The 16,923-nt window shown below is 39.5% G+C and carries 17 protein-coding genes and 2 tRNA genes; 10 read left to right on the top strand and 9 right to left on the bottom strand.

The annotated features are described in order from the left end of the window. Positions 1-3 precede the first annotated feature (3 nt). The 5 genes from C7R94_RS15950 to C7R94_RS15930 all read right to left on the bottom strand — a co-directional run bounded on the left by C7R94_RS15950 (position 4) and on the right by C7R94_RS15930 (position 8,219). Positions 4-1,479, bottom strand: a complete 1,476-nt coding sequence (locus tag C7R94_RS15950) for a hypothetical protein (RefSeq protein WP_106782735.1) — start codon at positions 1,477-1,479, stop codon at positions 4-6. 5 nt (positions 1,480-1,484) lie between these two features. Next, the gene (locus C7R94_RS15945; protein WP_106782732.1) at positions 1,485-3,029 is read right to left on the bottom strand and encodes a P-loop NTPase family protein; all 1,545 of its coding nucleotides are present in this window, start codon (positions 3,027-3,029) and stop codon (positions 1,485-1,487) included. Between the two features lie 14 nt (positions 3,030-3,043). Then, entirely contained in the window at positions 3,044-5,113 is a 2,070-nt protein-coding gene (locus C7R94_RS15940) for a Druantia anti-phage system protein DruA (RefSeq protein WP_106782730.1), read from the bottom strand. A gap of 735 nt (positions 5,114-5,848) precedes the next feature. Then, complete coding sequence (locus tag C7R94_RS15935; RefSeq protein ID WP_158264685.1) at positions 5,849-7,357, bottom strand: ankyrin repeat domain-containing protein; 1,509 nt, start codon at positions 7,355-7,357, stop codon at positions 5,849-5,851. A gap of 661 nt (positions 7,358-8,018) precedes the next feature. Then, positions 8,019-8,219, bottom strand: coding sequence for a hypothetical protein (locus tag C7R94_RS15930; protein WP_106782725.1), 201 nt, complete (start codon positions 8,217-8,219; stop codon positions 8,019-8,021). A gap of 152 nt (positions 8,220-8,371) precedes the next feature. Between C7R94_RS15930 and C7R94_RS15925 the strand changes: the two genes are divergently transcribed. From C7R94_RS15925 to C7R94_RS15895, 7 genes are all read left to right on the top strand, one after another. Beyond that, on the top strand, positions 8,372-8,731 hold the full coding sequence (locus C7R94_RS15925; RefSeq protein ID WP_106782723.1) for a helix-turn-helix domain-containing protein: 360 nt from the start codon (positions 8,372-8,374) through the stop codon (positions 8,729-8,731). Between the two features lie 313 nt (positions 8,732-9,044). Continuing rightward, entirely contained in the window at positions 9,045-9,170 is a 126-nt protein-coding gene (locus tag C7R94_RS15920) for an antirestriction protein ArdA (protein WP_106782721.1), read from the top strand. A gap of 521 nt (positions 9,171-9,691) precedes the next feature. After that, entirely contained in the window at positions 9,692-9,916 is a 225-nt protein-coding gene (locus C7R94_RS15915) for a hypothetical protein (RefSeq protein WP_106782719.1), read from the top strand. Then, positions 9,903-10,124, top strand: coding sequence for a hypothetical protein (locus tag C7R94_RS15910; protein WP_106782717.1), 222 nt, complete (start codon positions 9,903-9,905; stop codon positions 10,122-10,124). Before C7R94_RS15915 ends, C7R94_RS15910 begins: the two co-directional genes overlap by 14 nt. A 67-nt stretch (positions 10,125-10,191) precedes the next feature. Beyond that, positions 10,192-10,404 carry a hypothetical protein gene (locus tag C7R94_RS15905; RefSeq protein WP_106782715.1) on the top strand — a complete coding sequence of 71 codons (213 nt, stop codon included), beginning with the start codon at positions 10,192-10,194 and terminating at the stop codon, positions 10,402-10,404. A 77-nt stretch (positions 10,405-10,481) separates the two neighbouring features. Continuing rightward, on the top strand, positions 10,482-11,096 hold the full coding sequence (gene radC, locus C7R94_RS15900; protein WP_106782713.1) for a RadC family protein: 615 nt from the start codon (positions 10,482-10,484) through the stop codon (positions 11,094-11,096). Positions 11,097-11,115: 19 nt separating this feature from the next. Then, positions 11,116-11,724, top strand: coding sequence for a JAB domain-containing protein (locus C7R94_RS15895; protein WP_106782709.1), 609 nt, complete (start codon positions 11,116-11,118; stop codon positions 11,722-11,724). A 104-nt stretch (positions 11,725-11,828) separates the two neighbouring features. On the opposite strand, the gene C7R94_RS15890 is transcribed toward C7R94_RS15895, so the two are convergent. Further along, positions 11,829-12,869 carry a phage/plasmid replication domain-containing protein gene (locus tag C7R94_RS15890; protein WP_106782707.1) on the bottom strand — a complete coding sequence of 347 codons (1,041 nt, stop codon included), beginning with the start codon at positions 12,867-12,869 and terminating at the stop codon, positions 11,829-11,831. A gap of 240 nt (positions 12,870-13,109) precedes the next feature. Between C7R94_RS15890 and C7R94_RS15885 the strand changes: the two genes are divergently transcribed. The 3 genes from C7R94_RS15885 to C7R94_RS15875 all read left to right on the top strand — a co-directional run bounded on the left by C7R94_RS15885 (position 13,110) and on the right by C7R94_RS15875 (position 15,439). Continuing rightward, positions 13,110-13,958 (top strand): helix-turn-helix domain-containing protein, encoded by an 849-nt coding sequence (locus C7R94_RS15885; RefSeq protein WP_106782704.1) that lies wholly within the window; start codon positions 13,110-13,112, stop codon positions 13,956-13,958. A 3-nt stretch (positions 13,959-13,961) separates the two neighbouring features. Beyond that, positions 13,962-14,159 (top strand): helix-turn-helix domain-containing protein, encoded by a 198-nt coding sequence (locus tag C7R94_RS15880; RefSeq protein ID WP_106782701.1) that lies wholly within the window; start codon positions 13,962-13,964, stop codon positions 14,157-14,159. 122 nt (positions 14,160-14,281) lie between these two features. After that, positions 14,282-15,439, top strand: a complete 1,158-nt coding sequence (locus C7R94_RS15875) for a site-specific integrase (protein WP_106782699.1) — start codon at positions 14,282-14,284, stop codon at positions 15,437-15,439. Between the two features lie 201 nt (positions 15,440-15,640). Here C7R94_RS15875 and C7R94_RS15870 read toward each other — a convergent pair. The 3 genes from C7R94_RS15870 to C7R94_RS15860 all read right to left on the bottom strand — a co-directional run bounded on the left by C7R94_RS15870 (position 15,641) and on the right by C7R94_RS15860 (position 16,777). Continuing rightward, a tRNA-Val gene (locus C7R94_RS15870) sits at positions 15,641-15,716 on the bottom strand. Positions 15,717-15,742: 26 nt separating this feature from the next. Further along, positions 15,743-15,819, bottom strand: a tRNA-Ile gene (locus C7R94_RS15865). 364 nt (positions 15,820-16,183) lie between these two features. Then, entirely contained in the window at positions 16,184-16,777 is a 594-nt protein-coding gene (locus C7R94_RS15860; RefSeq protein WP_106783218.1) for a phosphatidylglycerophosphatase A family protein, read from the bottom strand. Positions 16,778-16,923 lie beyond the last annotated feature (146 nt).

The raw sequence follows: 16,923 nt of genomic DNA, 5'->3' as shown, positions 1-16,923 counted from the left end.
GAATTACCTCCGTAAGGAAATTACAGTAACACCGTCTGCAAACCGTTTTCCATAACCCATTGAAATTAAAATATCTGCAATTTTTTCTGCATTTTTAGCGAGTTCCCCCGCAAGATCTCCAGGCGTAATAGGACTTACCTTCCACTGCGTAAGAATATCAAAATCCGTCTCTGGGTTTGCCCCAATTATTATCCCATATCTATCCCAAAGCTCATTGCCAAATTGACTTAAAGTTAGCTTTTTATCCGAATCTAGGATTGTATGAAGAATAATCTCGAGCATTAATGGATCTGGAGAATATCTTTTTCTACCACGTCCTTGTGCTCTAGGGGCTAATAATGCTATCCTCCCACCAAGACTTGTTATAAAACCACTTGGGTCAGTTGCATATTCTTCAGCAAACAATTTAAACCTAGTTGCTTTTATAATCGCTTTAAAGGGGTTCTTATATTGCTCGTAATAACCAAGATACAATGCTTTATAGCTCTTTCGCTTTTCATCCTCTTCTAGCCTGCTGGTAGTTTTATTTGAACTATCTTCCATACGAAGTTGATCAATTCTGGTTATCATTTGCTCATGAGAGAACCTATCATAGTGCTCTTTCTTAAGAACCTCTTCAAGCCCCTTCTCAAAAAACTCTTCTATCATAAGTTTGGCAATCAACAAGGTCTCTTCACTCGCGAACCTCACAGCATCCAAAGAACCATCTGCATCAAAAACCATTGGGACACGGTCATTTGAGGTGTACTCGTTTGATAAATCAAGTATCCTTGAGGAGAGGTGATTTATTATCGCAAAGCAACCAAATAGAATAAATCTTTCTAGTGTCAATAACTTGTTACCCGATATCTTAGAGTTTTCAGCCAATTTATCAAAAGATCTTCTAATTCTAGCTTCTACTCCTACCAGTTTATAGACATTCAATGTTTTCTGTATCTCAACGCTTTTCTTTTTTGCAAAGCTGGTTAGCGGTGAAGCAATTCTACTTAAGTCATCGTTCTCATTATCCAAAGCATCTTTGATTAGCTTGATACACGGAGAAGACTGTCCATCTACTTCCGCTAAAAGAATCGTAAATAAAAAATTATTTATGCTAGCTTCCCCTGGAACTGAACCACGCACCTGTGTTTTAGAGCTAATAGTAAGAACAGTATTATTTGCACTTGGATACGCCGCGTTATCTGCATTAAAAATGATATTCAAAAAATGTCTTAGCTTATTTATTTCATCATCATCGAAACTGCTTTCATCGAACGCTTCACTGTATTTCTCTCTAATCTCGCTTGCAGAGCAAACTTCTTTCCCTTCCTTCCATCTTATAACCCAATCATTTAAAGCTTCAACAGTATAGCTTTCTCCAGAAATTAATCTGAATAAGCCGTTTGCAACATGAACTGGTTTAACTGATGAAGAGGTTGGCTTGTATTTTATATATTCATTACAAACCTGGTTTCCATACTCTTTAAGTCTATTTTTCATGAATTCTAACCCCGTTTTGATATGAATTGTGCATCATTAACCTTTACTTTATAAGAGGATCGATTATCCATGTCTCTGATAATAAAATCATTGGATCTTACGTTAGCATCTAAGGATGACAGTTCTTTCATAAAGCGAAGTAATTTGAATTGATGTTGCTCAGGAACAAGCTGAGAGGGGTATCCACTTTGAACAAGAGTAAGAACACGATACAAGCTTAAGTCAATTCTTAATTCAACATATCTAGAATTATCCTTATTTTTAAAAATGCGGAGCAAAAAATGATCAGGGACATATTCCATATCTTTTAAATAAGAAGGTAGCTTTGGAACAAGCAGCTCGATTTGATTAGAGTAAGCATATTTGCTTGACACAGCAACCTTAGGGTAAGTACGCAGTTCGTATTTATGTGTAGTCCAAATTTTAAGTTTATCATCTTCATGGTCATCAGGATTAAAAAATTTGTTTATACCTGATATTATTCGTCTGATCATTTCATAATCCCTATCATATCCATCCTTTAGAACCTCATAATAGGCTTTATATTCAACAGGTAATAAGTCTAGAAGTTCGCCCCCTCTTTCGTTCTCAAAGTAAAACTTTCTTTTTAATGCCTTAAATGCCTCTATCGGATCATCTGTATTTTCTGGGGCTTCATATTGATTTTCAAATAACCATCCTTCTCTTAGTGTGCCATTCCAGAGGCTCTCATCGATCTCAGGATGTGTATAATGATACGGATCGAATACCGATAATGATGAAAATAATTGATTAAAACCACTAAATACTAAATTAAAATATTGGTTGTCATTGTACTCCTCCTTCTCTTTAACTATACATTTTTTCCCCCCGGTAATAACATAAGCAAAAAATCCGAGGAGATCTCGCATAACGACGTGCATACCGATGCTCCCTATCTTTTCTATTAAGGCTAGTAGCCTTTCCTGAACGATAGGATGTTTCAATTTAACTAAGTTCTGTTTAGAAGGACAAGAACAGTTTCCACACGCTCTGCTTATTTCTAATAACTTCTCCAATGTTCTTTGAGCCATATTTATTGATAACAAGTTTCGATTATTTAAATCAATAACCACAACTTCTCTGATTGGATACTCAGCACTTTTGTTATAAATGATACCCTTTTCGCGCTGAGCGGATATTTGGTGGAAGCCCGGCAATCTTTCACCTAAGGACTCTAGTATGGACAGCAATGGAAACTCATTAATAGCAATGATGCAGGGCTTACCAGCTTTGATAGCTGATTCTAGTTTACCTAAAAATTCTTCTTCATCCTTTATACTGTTTGCATCCGGTTCAATAAACGCCTCATGATGTTCAAGTATATCTCTTAAGGATTTAATTAAATGTGTCTTCCCATCACCAGGATTACCCGTCAAGAAGATTTGCTTCTTTTGTTCTATATACTTCCTAAGTAGAGGCTCAATACCCGATTCAACATGAAGTGCTTCTAGCTCATCATTTGAAAACACATCAGCGTAGCTATTTCTGTTATTATATAGCTTCGCAATAAAGTCCAAATCAAATTTCATGTTTAGCACCAGCCCTAAAGGTAATTACTTAATAAGATAGAGTTTCTGTCGAAATGTTGAAATCTTTGTATTAAATCTACATTATCAATTCTATTCAAGAACCAACGTCTTCTCCAATAATCAATAAGGTCATCCGTATTTTTTTCTACATCATTTTCTATAGGAAAATAGTAGTTTAATTTATCAGTTTCGCCATTGAGAAATTGACGTGCATTCGAGGCAAGTTCTATGCCATAAACAATTCTTTTAGTGTGATGCTTCAAGAAGGTATCAGAGGAAATCCCTAAAGCAGATAGTCCTGATCTAATTAGTCGTAACCTCGGGCTTGTACCTTCTCCAAATACATTATTAATTTTTCTACCACCATCAATAATCTGCACCATTTGACTAATATATCTGGTTGATTCTTGTGAGAAAAAAACCGAACCAAATCCTTCAGTCTCTCCCAACTTTTTATATTCCAAGAAGCAATCGTCTTTGACAGGAACCTTAATTCGGTTATATTGGCTACTTCCCATATGGTACAAACTAGTTGTACCTAAAAATGCAAGTCTTGAATCTCGAATTACTTTTTCTCCTTTCATTCTAGAGGCAATTTCACTGATCTGAGATGTATACCTCTCATTGTAATCCTTGATAACAGTTGGACTACAAATTAGTAAACTAACCAATTTACCAGATAGTATTTCATTGTATGGGGGTACTGCTCCACAAACAATAACCTCCATAAGATTCGAACCGATTTTCCTTTTTCTATTTGCTTGTAGCGCAACGTTAATTGCTTTCGCTTTATCAGTAGTTAGAAGCTTTTTTAGTGAACTTAAATCGTCAATTTCTTCTTCAATAACTTTGTTAAAGGTAAGCTTGGCTTCTATTAATTTTGCTAATTCAGTTGCTCTCTTCTTTTTAAACAGCGGCGAGGAAGATTCTTCCTTCCAATCTATTTTACCAGAAGATCTTTTATTATTTAATTGTTGATCCTTAAGAGCCTCAGCTATATTTATTAATCTTTGGATAACTTCTATACTTGGAGCATTAATTTCATCAGTCGTTAAAAGATCGTCATGACGAATATCATTTATTGCCTCTTCTAAAAAAAATCTTAACAAGCGAAGTATCTTACTACTGTCATTTTGAATTCTAGCAATATATTCTTCTTCAGATTCCAATTCAGTGCTTTTTTCAACTGCCCTTTTTAATCCTTTATGCCCCTTTAGCTGTTCTTCGTATTTTTCAGTTTTAACCTTCTTTTTTAAGGAAAATTTTATTGATTCTGTTGTCCAACCAATGTAGTTGTCACGATGGGTCAACTGCAATACGCAGTTACCTAATGCTGCAATACCCATAACTGGATGGGATGGTTGAGCTGCATCTCTTATTAAGTAAAATAAGTTTCTTCCCGGAGTTGATTTATAAGGTATAGACCATGTGTATCGAAAATATCTCCATATATCCATCAACTTATATCCTGTATAGGGACAAGCCGAGCTATCAACAAGCTGAATATAAGGCTTGACTGCTTCACGAGCTAACTCAAATCGCTGGCTTTCATTTGTGGCACCTTGAATTTCCTCAGTCTTCCTTACCAATAATTGGGTATCTCCAACTAGATTTAAAATACTCAACTCATTTCCCTGATATTTTTTAACTTTCTCCATTCTCAATATAAATTGTTTAACACTTGCTACAGAGAACTGAGAATTTCTTTCATGGCGTAGTTGCTGTCTTAGATATTCTTTACTTTCTCCCCTTAATGACTTTGGCGGGGCAAGTAGAAGTTCTTCATTTTTATATGACATTCTCCACCCTTGAGAAATCAGGTCTCTTAGTATACTCAATGCTGACAATAGCTTAATGCCCTCAATATCATTTGAATTTGTTACAGATTTATATTGATTAATCTTTTCATCAATAAAACTAACCCTTTGATCTCCGAATTTTTCTATCGTTTCTTTTGCTATACAAATAAAAATACTTTTAGAATAAATATCCAGAAAAGGATTGAAAGGTATGAATTCAGAGTCTAGCCCTGAATCTCTCTTAGATGCTTTTTTTTCGCTTTGCACTAGTACATTGTTAATCATAATATCCCGCTTTCATATAATCATTAAGCACTTCGTTCTGTTGTTTTATTTTACTACATAAAGCCGAGCAGCTCACTGATTAAAATATGTTATGAAGTCACAATGCTAAAAAGTATTAATTACTACAAAAATAATGAAGATGCTTGAGATTCAAATATTTCATTAATTAATATCAACTAGTGAAAATAGTTTTGAAAGCTTTAATGAGAGCCGAAAAATATTCTTATTAAAGCAATGAAAATACATCCTATAGTAATCAACGTTTTTCATTATAGTGGCATAATATGTAGTCAATCAGCCTGCTAAGTTTGATGTCGCTATGTACAAGCATAACTTTTGTAAAATTATATATCTCACCTCACTAAGGCCTTTTAATACACACCTCATCTATATGTAGCAAGTGATACTTGAAACCACTACATTATTTAATTGTTATTAACACAAAATATCGTAGAACTAAGCAATATACAAAAACAGAAATATTCCAACTGTATTGCAAAGTCAAATCGATCCTTTTATGTTAAACAACTGTTATGGGCTAATTTAGAATGGCATTTAAATTTTTTCAACTGGCTCCGCGTCTTATTCACTTCGGTATGCATTTTATAGACTGATTTTACGTTAATTATTTTGTTTCGCATTAATGACTCTGTATATACCGAGAATTTACTTATTTTGTAACACTGGGCTTCTCAAACTAAAAGGCATGGCCCTATTAGAACCATACCTCGTAACTCAATCAGTTGCTCCCGCATCACGTAATAGCTTCACAATCTGCTGGTTGTTATTCAGTTCTGCAACGAAAAGTGGTGTTGCCTGCTGTGTTCCGTAGGTATAATCTGCACCTGCATCAAGTAACAGCTTTACGATGTCTGGCTGATTACTCTCTACTGCAATAAACAAAATGGTGCTATTATCATAAACATAATTTGGGTCTGCACCCATATCAAGGGCCCTCCTCACCCCTTCTGCGTCCCCCTTTTTAGTTGCGCTAAGTAGATCAGAATTCAGTTCGTCTTTACTTTTAATCTCCTGGTTTGTTCCAGGATTCAATGCTTTCCCGCCTGTACTTAACAATTTAAACACTTCAATGTTCTGTTTTTCCCGCGCAATATCAATCGGCTTTCTACCGTTTACATCCGCAAGATTTCCATTTGCTCCAGCGTCTAGCAACAGTTGAACAATTTCCACATTGCCTATGTATGCTCCGTACCAGAGTGGTGTCTGTTTGTTTTCGTTTAGTACATCTGGCTTAGCCCCGGCATTTAAAAGCGTTGCAACAACTCCTGAATTACTGTTGACAGTGGCATCCAATAAAGGAGTGGTCAAAGTTGCTTCTGGGCCTCCTGAAACGTTATTTACATCTGCACCTGCTTTTATCAAGTCATTTACCAGTTCTGTAATTTGCTTTTCGTTCTTTTTCAAAGTTGGTTCATTATGAATTGCCGCATCCAGAGCGGTGCCATTATACTCGTCTTTCTGGTTTGGATTTGCTCCATGCTGTAATAGATACTTCACTACATCAACATGGCCAAAGAGCGCGGCTTGGGTAAGAGGTGTAATCCCACTATTTTTGTCCTGTGAGTTGGGATCATATCCTTCTTTAATCAGTTGCATTACCTTTTTCAGATCCCCTGTTTCTGCCGCCGTGATCAACTGTGCCGAGTATTTTAGTTCCTTCTCTGCTGGTTGAGACTGGTTTACTACTTGTGTTTGATTTGATGGAGCTACGGGATTTACGTGTCCATTACATAAAGCTACGATTTGCGGTTTTCTATAGAATTCGGCAAACTGAATGATTTGAGCTTTATCTGCACCTGCATTCAAAAGAAGCTTAATCGCTTCTACATTTTCATTTTCAACCGCATGATCAAGGGTAAAATAATCATTAGGATTTGCCCCCGCCTGTAAGAGAAGCTCAAGCATTTCCATGTTTTGGGGTTGATAGTTAATAACATCCTCAAGTGGAGTAAAAAATGCTCGGCTCGTAACATCACCAATGCTCCCCTTGAGATTGGGATTTGCTCCTGCTTGCAATAATCGTTTTACAACATCAACATGCCCCTGTCTGACTGCATAATTCAAAGGGGTAAGATTCCCACTATTGGTGTTTGGTTTTGCACCTAGAGTGAGCATGAGATTTACAGTCCCTAGGTTACCTTCCTGTGCCGCCGATGCAAGTATCGTATTCTTCGGTAAAATCCAGACTCCCATGCCAAGAATAATCAATATAATAACAAGCATTAGAATAGTTCTCTTTATGGCCATATCGTTTCCCCATTTGTATTAAGATTTCGAATCTAATCACAATCGTTTAAGCTCATCTTGAATCCATGTAGCTAACACGCTGACCAGGAAACTAATTATCAGCATAAGGAGTGCTCGCTTTCTTAGGGTTTTCTTGAATAACATGATGATTGATACGATAAAAATAATCCCGGCTATTCCACCAACTACTTTAGCAGCGTTAAATATATTGGCTGCTGATTCGAAATCAATTATGCCACTCCCTCATTTCATAATTTTCATATCCTTAGTCCGCAAGCTAGTAATTGCAAAAACGACAAATCTTTGCTTTCACTTTCACAGCCTCTGCGCACATTGGACATTCCTTAGTGTCAAAGTCTAATTGTGTCCCTTGATGAAGAGAAAGCTAGCTTATTGCCTTTATCTCCAAGTCCAGTAATTCGTGCTGATTCAGCATGTGATCTTGCAATAACACCAAAAAACTTTATCAGCCCGCCTCCAGCGGATGTAAAGACACCAACATCTTCTAGCTTTCGTAATTCTGATTTCTTTTCGCCAGTTCGTCCTGCAGAAGTTTTATTTTTATTTTGAAAGCTTCTGCCGTATCTATTGTTCTAATAATGTTTTGCATCGAATCCCTCCTCTCAATGTTTACAACCTAAAAACCTACGTATTTTATAAGAAAGAACAAAGCGAATAACGCTAGTCCTATTATCGAAACAGCCTTTGACAATTTTCTTTCAAGAGCACGCTTCTTTGATATCACTCCAAATATCGTAATAAATACAAACAACACTATGCATACCAGAAAACTAGTAGCAATGAGTAATTTCACACCATTAATTGCTTCAAAGCCCATAAAATAAGCCTCCCAATGTTTAACATGGATTAGATTGGTACTTCAAAGCAATTATACTACCCTTATAAGGTTAAATGTAACAATTACATCTACTATGATGGTATAAGAATACTTACTTGCCTTCTCTACTCTTGTAGGTAGAGGTGAGGGGAATGTCCGATTTCTTAAAGTTGGTTGGGGAACAAATCAGGTATATTCGAAAGGCAAGAGGTTTAACCCAAGAGTCTTTAGCAGAACGCTCGGATCTGAGTTTTAGTTATATCAGTGATGTAGAACGTGGGGAAAGAAATATTTCCTTGGCCTCCTTAGAGAAGATCATTATCGCACTAGATGTGATGCCAGGTGAGTTGTTCAACTTTCAGAATCTTGATATCAATCCAGGGATAGATGACAAACGTATGATTATTGAAGTCATTAGATCATTGCTGATGGAGAGACAAACTCAAGAAGTAAAGTTTATTCACCAAGTTACCAAAGAGTTTATCAGGACTGTCGATACCGCAAAAAATTAAACGTAAATTCCTTATTCAGCCCAAAAAAGTGTATATTTTTTCTCTCAGATCCCCCTTTCAATTACTAAAGGGGGGCCTGCCGTTTCATGCCCTACCCGGTTTCATATGGACTGTGATCTACTGCTCTTCAGTAGGTTGCAGTCCTTTTTTGGTTGTCGCGTTACGCTAGTGAAAATGGAGGTGAGAGGATTCCATCACTCAAAGGAGGTGATTCAGATAATGGAGATATTTTTATTTAGAAAGATTGCCCTGATTACACAGTCCTGATTGTCATGTCTTATCACATTAAAAAATCTTGCACGGTGGAGGGAACATGGATGTAAAGCGCTATGTAGCCAATTTGGCAAAGTACAACGAAGGGAAACTGGTTGGTGAGTGGCTGACACTGTCGAAGAGTCGTGAGGAACTGGAGGAACGGTTACAGGTGATAATGGGGTAGGATGAAAAATACACGATTCACGATACGAAGCACCATTTCATACTGGCGAGTATGACGATATACATGCGATCAACGAAGCAACCACTGTCCTCGCCCGCTCTGATAGCAGGGGTGTTATTGCCCTCTCTGAATACGTGGACAACGCGGAGGAGGTTGTGCGGCTGTTGGAGCGTTGTGAGTACAGTGTGTATTTCGACGTGGATAATTTGTCCGAAGTCGCGGAGGAAATGGTAACTGAAGGTTACTTTGGCCCGATTCCCTCATCACTCAGTTGTTATATCGATTAGTAAAAGATTGCCAGAGATTTGAAGATGGATGGTACATGCATTATGAGCTACGGGCTGCCGTTCGTCCTCAATCGTGAATCTCGGAAGAGGAAGTGCTTCCCTACTCATCCATGAATCAAAAATATCGTTATGATCGTCGCCTGCTTTCTTTAAAGCGGGTTTATTTGTGTGGCCATTGTCACTGAACAACGCCAGCTATGGGAGTACATGACGACGAAAGGAGGTGATGTACCCATGAGAGAGTTGGTAATAACTTTGAACCTGAAGCTTGCCGATTTACTCATTCGCGAAAAAATGCTTCGAAATAGCCACACCGGCCACCCAATCAACTCACGCAATCTAGAACAGGTTCGTAGTCAAATCAAGTCTCTGCAAATCCAGATCGATATGATCGATGTTCTGCGATCAGTGGAGACAGCATTCAACAAGGAAAGGGTTGATCCACATGCAACAGAATAAATTGATGCTGACAGACGATCTCGTGGTGTTGTTGAATCGCTTGGTACGCAACGATGATATTCGTATGGCTGGACATGTCCTGCATTCCTATATCATCCGCTTCTGGAAGATAGATGGTGATATCGCACGCCAATACGTGATCAGGTATTTCGAGAAGTACTACCCCAAGCAGTTTAAGCGGCAAATGAAAAGGCGAAAACACAGATAATGACTCTTCTGCAACTACATGCAGAGGAGTCATTTTTATTTTCAGCTATGAAAGGAGGTGAAGATCAATGTGTAGGAAAGTGGAATTGCACCAGCAACGAACCTGGCTGTTGGCGGCCTTACGCCATTTGAGAGGAATCAAGCGGATGAGCCCTGATTGGGGACGGCTATACGCACATACTCTGGCCCGACTCGTTCTCGTTGAAATGGAGCTTAACCAGGTGGAACAACAAAAAAGAGGCGTGACCCTAGAGGATCACACCCAAGATACAAACCTTTGATTGTAGTTTATCGCGTTCTTTTCACTAACACAAGGAGGGTCTACTGCCCTCCTTATTCATTTTTCTGGAGGTAATGTATGACGGATAAATACTTGGCCCAATCAACTCTATCGGAAGTTCTAGCCCAGATCATTCGCACGAAGCCAAAGAGCAAAGTCATCAGTGAATTAATCTCCCGCTTCCCCACACTGCATGATCTCCTGGATGCCACTGAAGAAGAACTGAAGTCTATATCAGGCATAGGCACAGTTAAAGCACAACAAATCATATTAGCCCTAGAGTTGGCTCGTACCATCTTCACAAGAATGTCTCGTCCATCTGTTGTCCGATCTGCAGTTGATGTTTTTCATCATCTCAAGATAGAGCTACAGTATCTTCCCAAGGAACATTTTGTCGTAATCGGCTTGAGTAACAAGATGCATATTCTCTTCTCGGAAGTGGTTGCAATTGGATCTCTGGATGCGGCAATCATCCATCCACGCGAGGTATTTCGTCCGGTATTAAAGAAGAATGCAGATTCAGTAATCTTTGTTCACAACCATCCATCTGGAGACTGCACTCCTTCCAGAGAGGATATCGAAATAACTAGAAGACTACAACAGTCTGGAGAGATTTTGGGTATTCGGGTCGTTGACCACATAGTGATTGGCTTTGAGAGATATTTCTCCTTGGACGAACAAGGCTATCTATAAGGTACTGGAGGTACTTACCATGAGAAAGCAAAATTTAACGATCAAACCGCCACATCAACACATCCTGAAAGAAGCCCAGCTTGTTGATACCTTGGAAGCACTGATGATGCAGGTTACGCATCCTCAACAGCTTACTACCCTTTCCGATGATGACATTATGCGTATCACATGCATTTCCTCTTCTACAATGAAACAATTACGGGCGACCTTAAATCTAGCTGACCTACTTGCCGTACCGCAGAGACGACAGCAATATACTGTTCGTCTCCCGAGAGATATCGTTCAATATTGCATGGACAACATTGACTTAAACAAAGACCAAGGAACCTATTTGTTCGGACTTAACACAAAGAATATAATCACGACAACCGAGCTAATAACCAAAGAAACGATGCAGTGTTTCACCGCCTATCGGCGTACTGTTTTCCGTCATCTAATCATCCATACGTGTGCATCAGGTATTTTGGTTCACATCCACAGTCCGGGTGATAACAATCCATCTCAAGAGCAGATTAACTTGGCGAGGCAGATTTCGGATGCGGGTGATATTATGGGCATTTCTATTTTAGATGTAATCGTAATGACAGGTACAGACTACCTAAGCTTTAAAGAAAGAGATTGGCTATAAGTATATTGAGTAATAAGGGAGCCGTTTCTAGCTCCCTTATTCTTTACCACTATTATATTCCGTTGTTTCAATACTTTTTCGAGTGGTATACTTAAATCAGGAGATTATTTTGTCGACTGTCCCATCCTTCTCAATCGAGGCTGGTGACAGTCTTTTTTCTTTCTTTCCCTAATTACGAGCTTCAACGCAGGCAAATCAATGTCGCTGAATACGACCTTGTCGATACTAAATAACGACTTTAGTTTGTTGTAATTGCTATTGTAAGCACTTCGGGAATACATTTCCTTGCAATACCCTTCTCCTTCATATTGAAGCTGTGTAAGAAATGCAATTAAGGAGCTTTTCGTACGAGTATCCCCGACATGTTGATTGATGTGATTTATCATACTATCAAATGCAGACGCTTTAACCGGCTTGTCAACACCAATGAGGGATAGTTTCTGTTTTATGACATTAGTGATGAATTTTGAATTTAACAGTTCTCCTGCCATGCGTTGTGGACTCTGCTTTTTCATTTCATGTGGGGCCAGCTCAACCTCAAATCTGAGAACTCCATCTGCTTGTTTGAGAAGCTGTTCTTTATGATGATAGCTTTTATTTTGCATGATCTCGGCTTTCTTATCGTAGTACTTGATCACGCTTTTACCTCTCTTCCAGACAACACTTTCGTTGTGGCGACAACCGGCGGCGTGATAAGGCGACAGTTTATATCCAGTAAGTTGAATGCTAGACAGTACTCGTAGATAGTCATGTAGCTTACTGCCTACCTTGAAGTTCTTGCAAAGATGTAGTTTCTCCACCTCACATTGATCCATCAGAGGGATTTGAGATAACGGCAGCCCTAATGTGTTGACCAAGAAACGGCGGAGTTTCTTGAAAAACAGCTTGATGTCAGCGGGCGTTACCTCATATACATTACTGCCATAGAGAAAGCGCGGAACTGAAACCTCAACCTTTAGCCATCCTTCACCTGTGTCTCCTTTCTCAACGTATGTAATACGTGGGATAGAAGCGTCGTTCTTGTTGAACAGTTTGTAGTAAGTGATGCTGTTCTGTGCTCGAATTTCTCTGGATGTCCAAGAAACACTTTGGATTTTGAGCTTTTTAAAATTTAACGGAACATCGAACTTTACAGTATCTATCAAGGTTTTCACATCCTCCTGTCCTGTTAAACGTACACTTTTACACCTATTAGTGTGAAATCAACGATTAACTCATTTGAAGTACTAAAGCACTAACATACACCCACCCCTTTCATTTCTCTTTGGTGAAAGAATACCATTGTTTAAAACTTAATATCAAGTTTAAAATTTTATTTTTATTATTGAATTCAAGTTTATCAAAGGGTACAATAAGCGTACAAAAACATACAGGAGGAAACAATAATGCTTACGCCTTTTGTCTTAACCGAGCAACAGTTTCAATTACTGGCTAGCAATGATCTAGGCCCACGAATACGTATAATAAGAGAATTACTGTATTCACATTTCGGAGAACGTTTTACATCAAAAAATGTCGCTCTTAGAATTGGTATAATTTCTCCACCAGCATTATCAGCAATAGAACGAGGCGAAACCAAAGATTGTCCATCAAAAGTACTTCGTGCTTTATCATTAGACTTTTCTGTGAGTATGGACATTTTTTTCGATGACTTTTATTTGGATGGCTATAGAACGATATTAGTTGGAACGACAATTAACTTGGAGCCTGAACCGTTGGAGGATTTCACTTTTAATGCGGAAGGGTCAAACCCATTTCGTGAAACGGATTTTACATGTATCGTCAGCGTTGATATTCAAGCAAGTAACGCTGATAGGCGATCAATGTACGAACGACGTACCCGTGTTAAGTTAACAACAGAGCAGTACACGGTATTAACTACCGATATCGAAAACAGTATTACTAACTTGGAAATGCTTTTGTCGCCGGAGCTCATCCCTTCATCAACAATTATGTCTCCGTTTGAAAAGGTAAAGACGCAAATTGAGCTTCGCCATAACAACCCTCTTTATATTGGTTGGGTTCCAAAAGCCGTTTACGATAGCCAGATGAGCAAGATTTATCAATTTGCTGAGAGATACACCGACCGTTTGTTATCAAGTGAGAGCTTGAACGAGGAAAATACTAAGTCTTTATTCTCTCAACAAGAATCGACTATACAAGAGTCTATTCCTATAACAAAAAAGCGTAGAAAGCCCGCCAAAATGCCAAATACAAAACAGAAGGGAGAATAAACAATGATTTCACAGAAGAAGAAAATAAAAGACTTTCCCTCAGTACTAAGCGTAGCAGACATTCAGGAGATATTGGGAATTGGACGCCGTCAAGCATATGAACTTGTTAATTCCGGCCAATTTCATGTCGCCAGGGCAGGGCGAAGAATTATGGTATCAAAGAGTATATTCATGGCTTGGCTGAAAGGGTCAACAAGCTAGCCTTTATGAATGTTTTGGCATTGAAAGGGGGTGGTCGTTTTTGAGTGATTGACCAATGGTGAGCTCTTGAAGCCCACCATTTTTTCATGAATGACATCGAATTTTTAAGGAGGTTTCCGGAAATGGCAGGAAGAACAGTAAAAAAGGATGGATCTAGCTGGTACTTTGTATTGACCGTCGGAAAAAAAGACAACGGAAAACCTAAGCAGATCAAAAAGCGCGGATTTAAAACGAAACAAGAGGCACAAAAAGCTATGAATGAATTAGAACATTCTATCAATCAAGGGACATATGTTGAGCCATCAAAGATTCTCTTCAAAGAATACATGGAACGCTGGCTGGATGATAGCCAAACCAGAGTAAAAAGACAAACTCTTGAAACTTACACTTGGATCGTTAGCAAGCACATTACCCCATATTTAGGTAGCATTGAATTGTCAAAGCTAGATGCCATGGTAATACAAAAGCTGTTGACTCAGTTAACTAAAGAAAAAAGCTTATCTGATGAAAATATTCAAAAAGTCTATACGCTAATTAAAGCATCATTGAAGCAAGCGGAACGCTGGGGGTTAATCGCTAAAAATCCTGCATCTTTAGTTGACAGGCCAAAAGCAACTAAGAAAGAAATAATGGTTTGGGATGTCCCAGAGGTACTAACCTTCCTTGAACATGCGAAAGGAAGCAGGTACTACATTGCTTTTCTTCTCGCTATTACAACAGGAATGAGGCAAGGCGAAATTCTTGCACTGCGATGGAAGGATGTCGATTTTGAAAATGGCTTGTTACGGGTAACACAAATACTCAGTCACGATGGAAAAGAAATGTTACCCTACACCAAAACAAAAGCCGGAACAAGAACCATTAACCTGCCTTACGAAACAATTGCTGAACTAAAAAAGCACAAGGTCAAGATATCTAAAGAAAAGCTGGCGATGGGCCCTGTAATATATACTGATCTGGATTTAGTCGTATGTAGTGAACAAGGTACGCCTACTAATGCAGGTAACATACGCCGCGCATATAATTCAGCTATCTCGAAAGCAAATGTGCCCAAAATCCGATTCCATGATCTCCGTCACACCCACGCAACACTTTTGTTGAAACAAGGAGCAAACCCGAAAATCGTTGCAGAGAGGTTGGGGCATGCGGATACTCGCATTACGCTGGACACATACAGTCACCTGCTCCCAAGCATGCAGGAGGAAACAGCAAAGCAATTTGGGAAGATGCTATTCGGCGAAGCAGATAGTAATTTAAACAAGATGGACAACGCAAAATAGACCGTATCTTCTTCAATAGAAGAACGGTCTATTTTTACGCTCAAAAACAGCTTCAGCAACGTTGATTGACCACCATTGACCACAAAATGATTCTTGACCAAATCTTGACCAGGAGGGCTTTTTCGCTGTTTTACCCAATCCATCTATCCATCAACAAAAAGAAAAAACCTTGATATACCAAGGTTTCTAGCTTGTTATGTATGGTGATCCGGACTGGGTTCGAACCAGCGACCCCCACCCTGTCAAGATGGTGCTCTCCCAACTGAGCTACCGGATCATGGGATATGTGTGTGATCGTTTAAATGGTGGGCCCTGTAGGACTCGAACCTACGACCAATCGGTTATGAGCCGACCGCTCTGACCAACTGAGCTAAGGGCCCGAATCGTATCGGACGTCGATCACATTTATTACTATACAGCATCGTAAAATGGATTTCAAGAGGAAATGAATAATTTCTTGTAAAAATTTTCACTCGTACCAAAAGAACACTAAGAAACCCAGTGAAATCGGGCTTGTTTTCACCTTGTAAAAAGCCATTCCCCACCGCTGCTGCCCACATCGCCCTACAAAGCAAGAGATTACCTGCATGATGGCATCACTTCATACATGACTGCATCAAGCATATGAGCTGCACCGGTGAAGAATTGGCTCCTGCCAGACGTAAGGTGATCCAATAAAGGTTACAACAACAAACAAGATAATTAGGTAACGATCGAAGCAAACTCCCTCATCGCAAACCGAACCTACCCCGCCTGCTCCGTCCCTTTCCCTTTCTCCTCGACACGCAGCTCCGCTTCCTGTAGCTTCAACGCCTCACTTCGTGCCAACTCCGCCTCCTGCTCATCTCTCATCCGATGCGCCATGCGGCTAGAGGCATTGGCTGCCACACTCGCCACGAGGTCGTCCAAAAACGTGTGAACACGTCCCTCTGCCGATTTAGTATCCAGCCTTTTAATCACGCCAACCTTGTGTTTATCCAAATGTCCAAAGGTGGTAACCGCGATACTTCCATATCCAAATACGGAGCCTAGCGCCAATGTTTCGTCGCATCCGAACAGTCCTTCATCTGACGCGATAATGGATTGAAGCGGCTCAGACAAGAGGCCCTTCTCTGCTAACGTATCCAACTCAACGCCAACCAGGATGGCGTGCTGCATTTCCCTTTTTTCCAAGACTGCTTTTACGCTCTCGATGCACTGCGCCATCGTGAGATCTGGATGGTAAGGCGACTGCATGAGATAGACGATCTCTGCGATATCCTCCACCGTCACTCCGCGTTCTGCCAAACGTGCGAGAGCAGCATTTCTGACTTCGATGCTGTGTACTTGCTTCTTCATATAAGAGACAACCCCTTCCACAAATCGAGTGAAGTCGTTTCCTACCATAGTATCACACGCTGACCAAATTGCGACAATCTTTCGCCCAAAGCCTGACTCTGCACCCAAACTCTTGGGCATGCCCGCTCGCTCCTGTATAATAATGA

Source organism: Brevibacillus sp. NRRL NRS-603 (assembly GCF_003013445.1).
In the GTDB taxonomy this organism is placed as follows: Bacteria; Bacillota; Bacilli; order Brevibacillales; family Brevibacillaceae; genus Brevibacillus; species Brevibacillus formosus.
This window is presented reverse-complemented; position numbering and strand designations above follow the sequence as displayed.

What these genes read in the sequence shown, in the direction of transcription:
- C7R94_RS15950 (WP_106782735.1), bottom strand. Translation starts at nt 1,479, where the DNA reads ATGAAAAATAGACTTAAAGAGTATGGAAACCAGGTTTGTAATGAATAT.
- C7R94_RS15945 (WP_106782732.1), bottom strand. Translation starts at nt 3,029, where the DNA reads ATGAAATTTGATTTGGACTTTATTGCGAAGCTATATAATAACAGAAAT.
- C7R94_RS15940 (WP_106782730.1), bottom strand. Translation starts at nt 5,113, where the DNA reads ATGATTAACAATGTACTAGTGCAAAGCGAAAAAAAAGCATCTAAGAGA.
- C7R94_RS15935 (WP_158264685.1), bottom strand. Translation starts at nt 7,357, where the DNA reads ATGCTTGTTATTATATTGATTATTCTTGGCATGGGAGTCTGGATTTTA.
- C7R94_RS15930 (WP_106782725.1), bottom strand. Translation starts at nt 8,219, where the DNA reads ATGGGCTTTGAAGCAATTAATGGTGTGAAATTACTCATTGCTACTAGT.
- C7R94_RS15925 (WP_106782723.1), top strand. Translation starts at nt 8,372, where the DNA reads ATGTCCGATTTCTTAAAGTTGGTTGGGGAACAAATCAGGTATATTCGA.
- C7R94_RS15920 (WP_106782721.1), top strand. Translation starts at nt 9,045, where the DNA reads ATGGATGTAAAGCGCTATGTAGCCAATTTGGCAAAGTACAACGAAGGG.
- C7R94_RS15915 (WP_106782719.1), top strand. Translation starts at nt 9,692, where the DNA reads ATGAGAGAGTTGGTAATAACTTTGAACCTGAAGCTTGCCGATTTACTC.
- C7R94_RS15910 (WP_106782717.1), top strand. Translation starts at nt 9,903, where the DNA reads ATGCAACAGAATAAATTGATGCTGACAGACGATCTCGTGGTGTTGTTG.
- C7R94_RS15905 (WP_106782715.1), top strand. Translation starts at nt 10,192, where the DNA reads ATGTGTAGGAAAGTGGAATTGCACCAGCAACGAACCTGGCTGTTGGCG.
- radC (WP_106782713.1), top strand. Translation starts at nt 10,482, where the DNA reads ATGACGGATAAATACTTGGCCCAATCAACTCTATCGGAAGTTCTAGCC.
- C7R94_RS15895 (WP_106782709.1), top strand. Translation starts at nt 11,116, where the DNA reads ATGAGAAAGCAAAATTTAACGATCAAACCGCCACATCAACACATCCTG.
- C7R94_RS15885 (WP_106782704.1), top strand. Translation starts at nt 13,110, where the DNA reads ATGCTTACGCCTTTTGTCTTAACCGAGCAACAGTTTCAATTACTGGCT.
- C7R94_RS15880 (WP_106782701.1), top strand. Translation starts at nt 13,962, where the DNA reads ATGATTTCACAGAAGAAGAAAATAAAAGACTTTCCCTCAGTACTAAGC.
- C7R94_RS15875 (WP_106782699.1), top strand. Translation starts at nt 14,282, where the DNA reads ATGGCAGGAAGAACAGTAAAAAAGGATGGATCTAGCTGGTACTTTGTA.
- C7R94_RS15860 (WP_106783218.1), bottom strand. Translation starts at nt 16,777, where the DNA reads ATGAAGAAGCAAGTACACAGCATCGAAGTCAGAAATGCTGCTCTCGCA.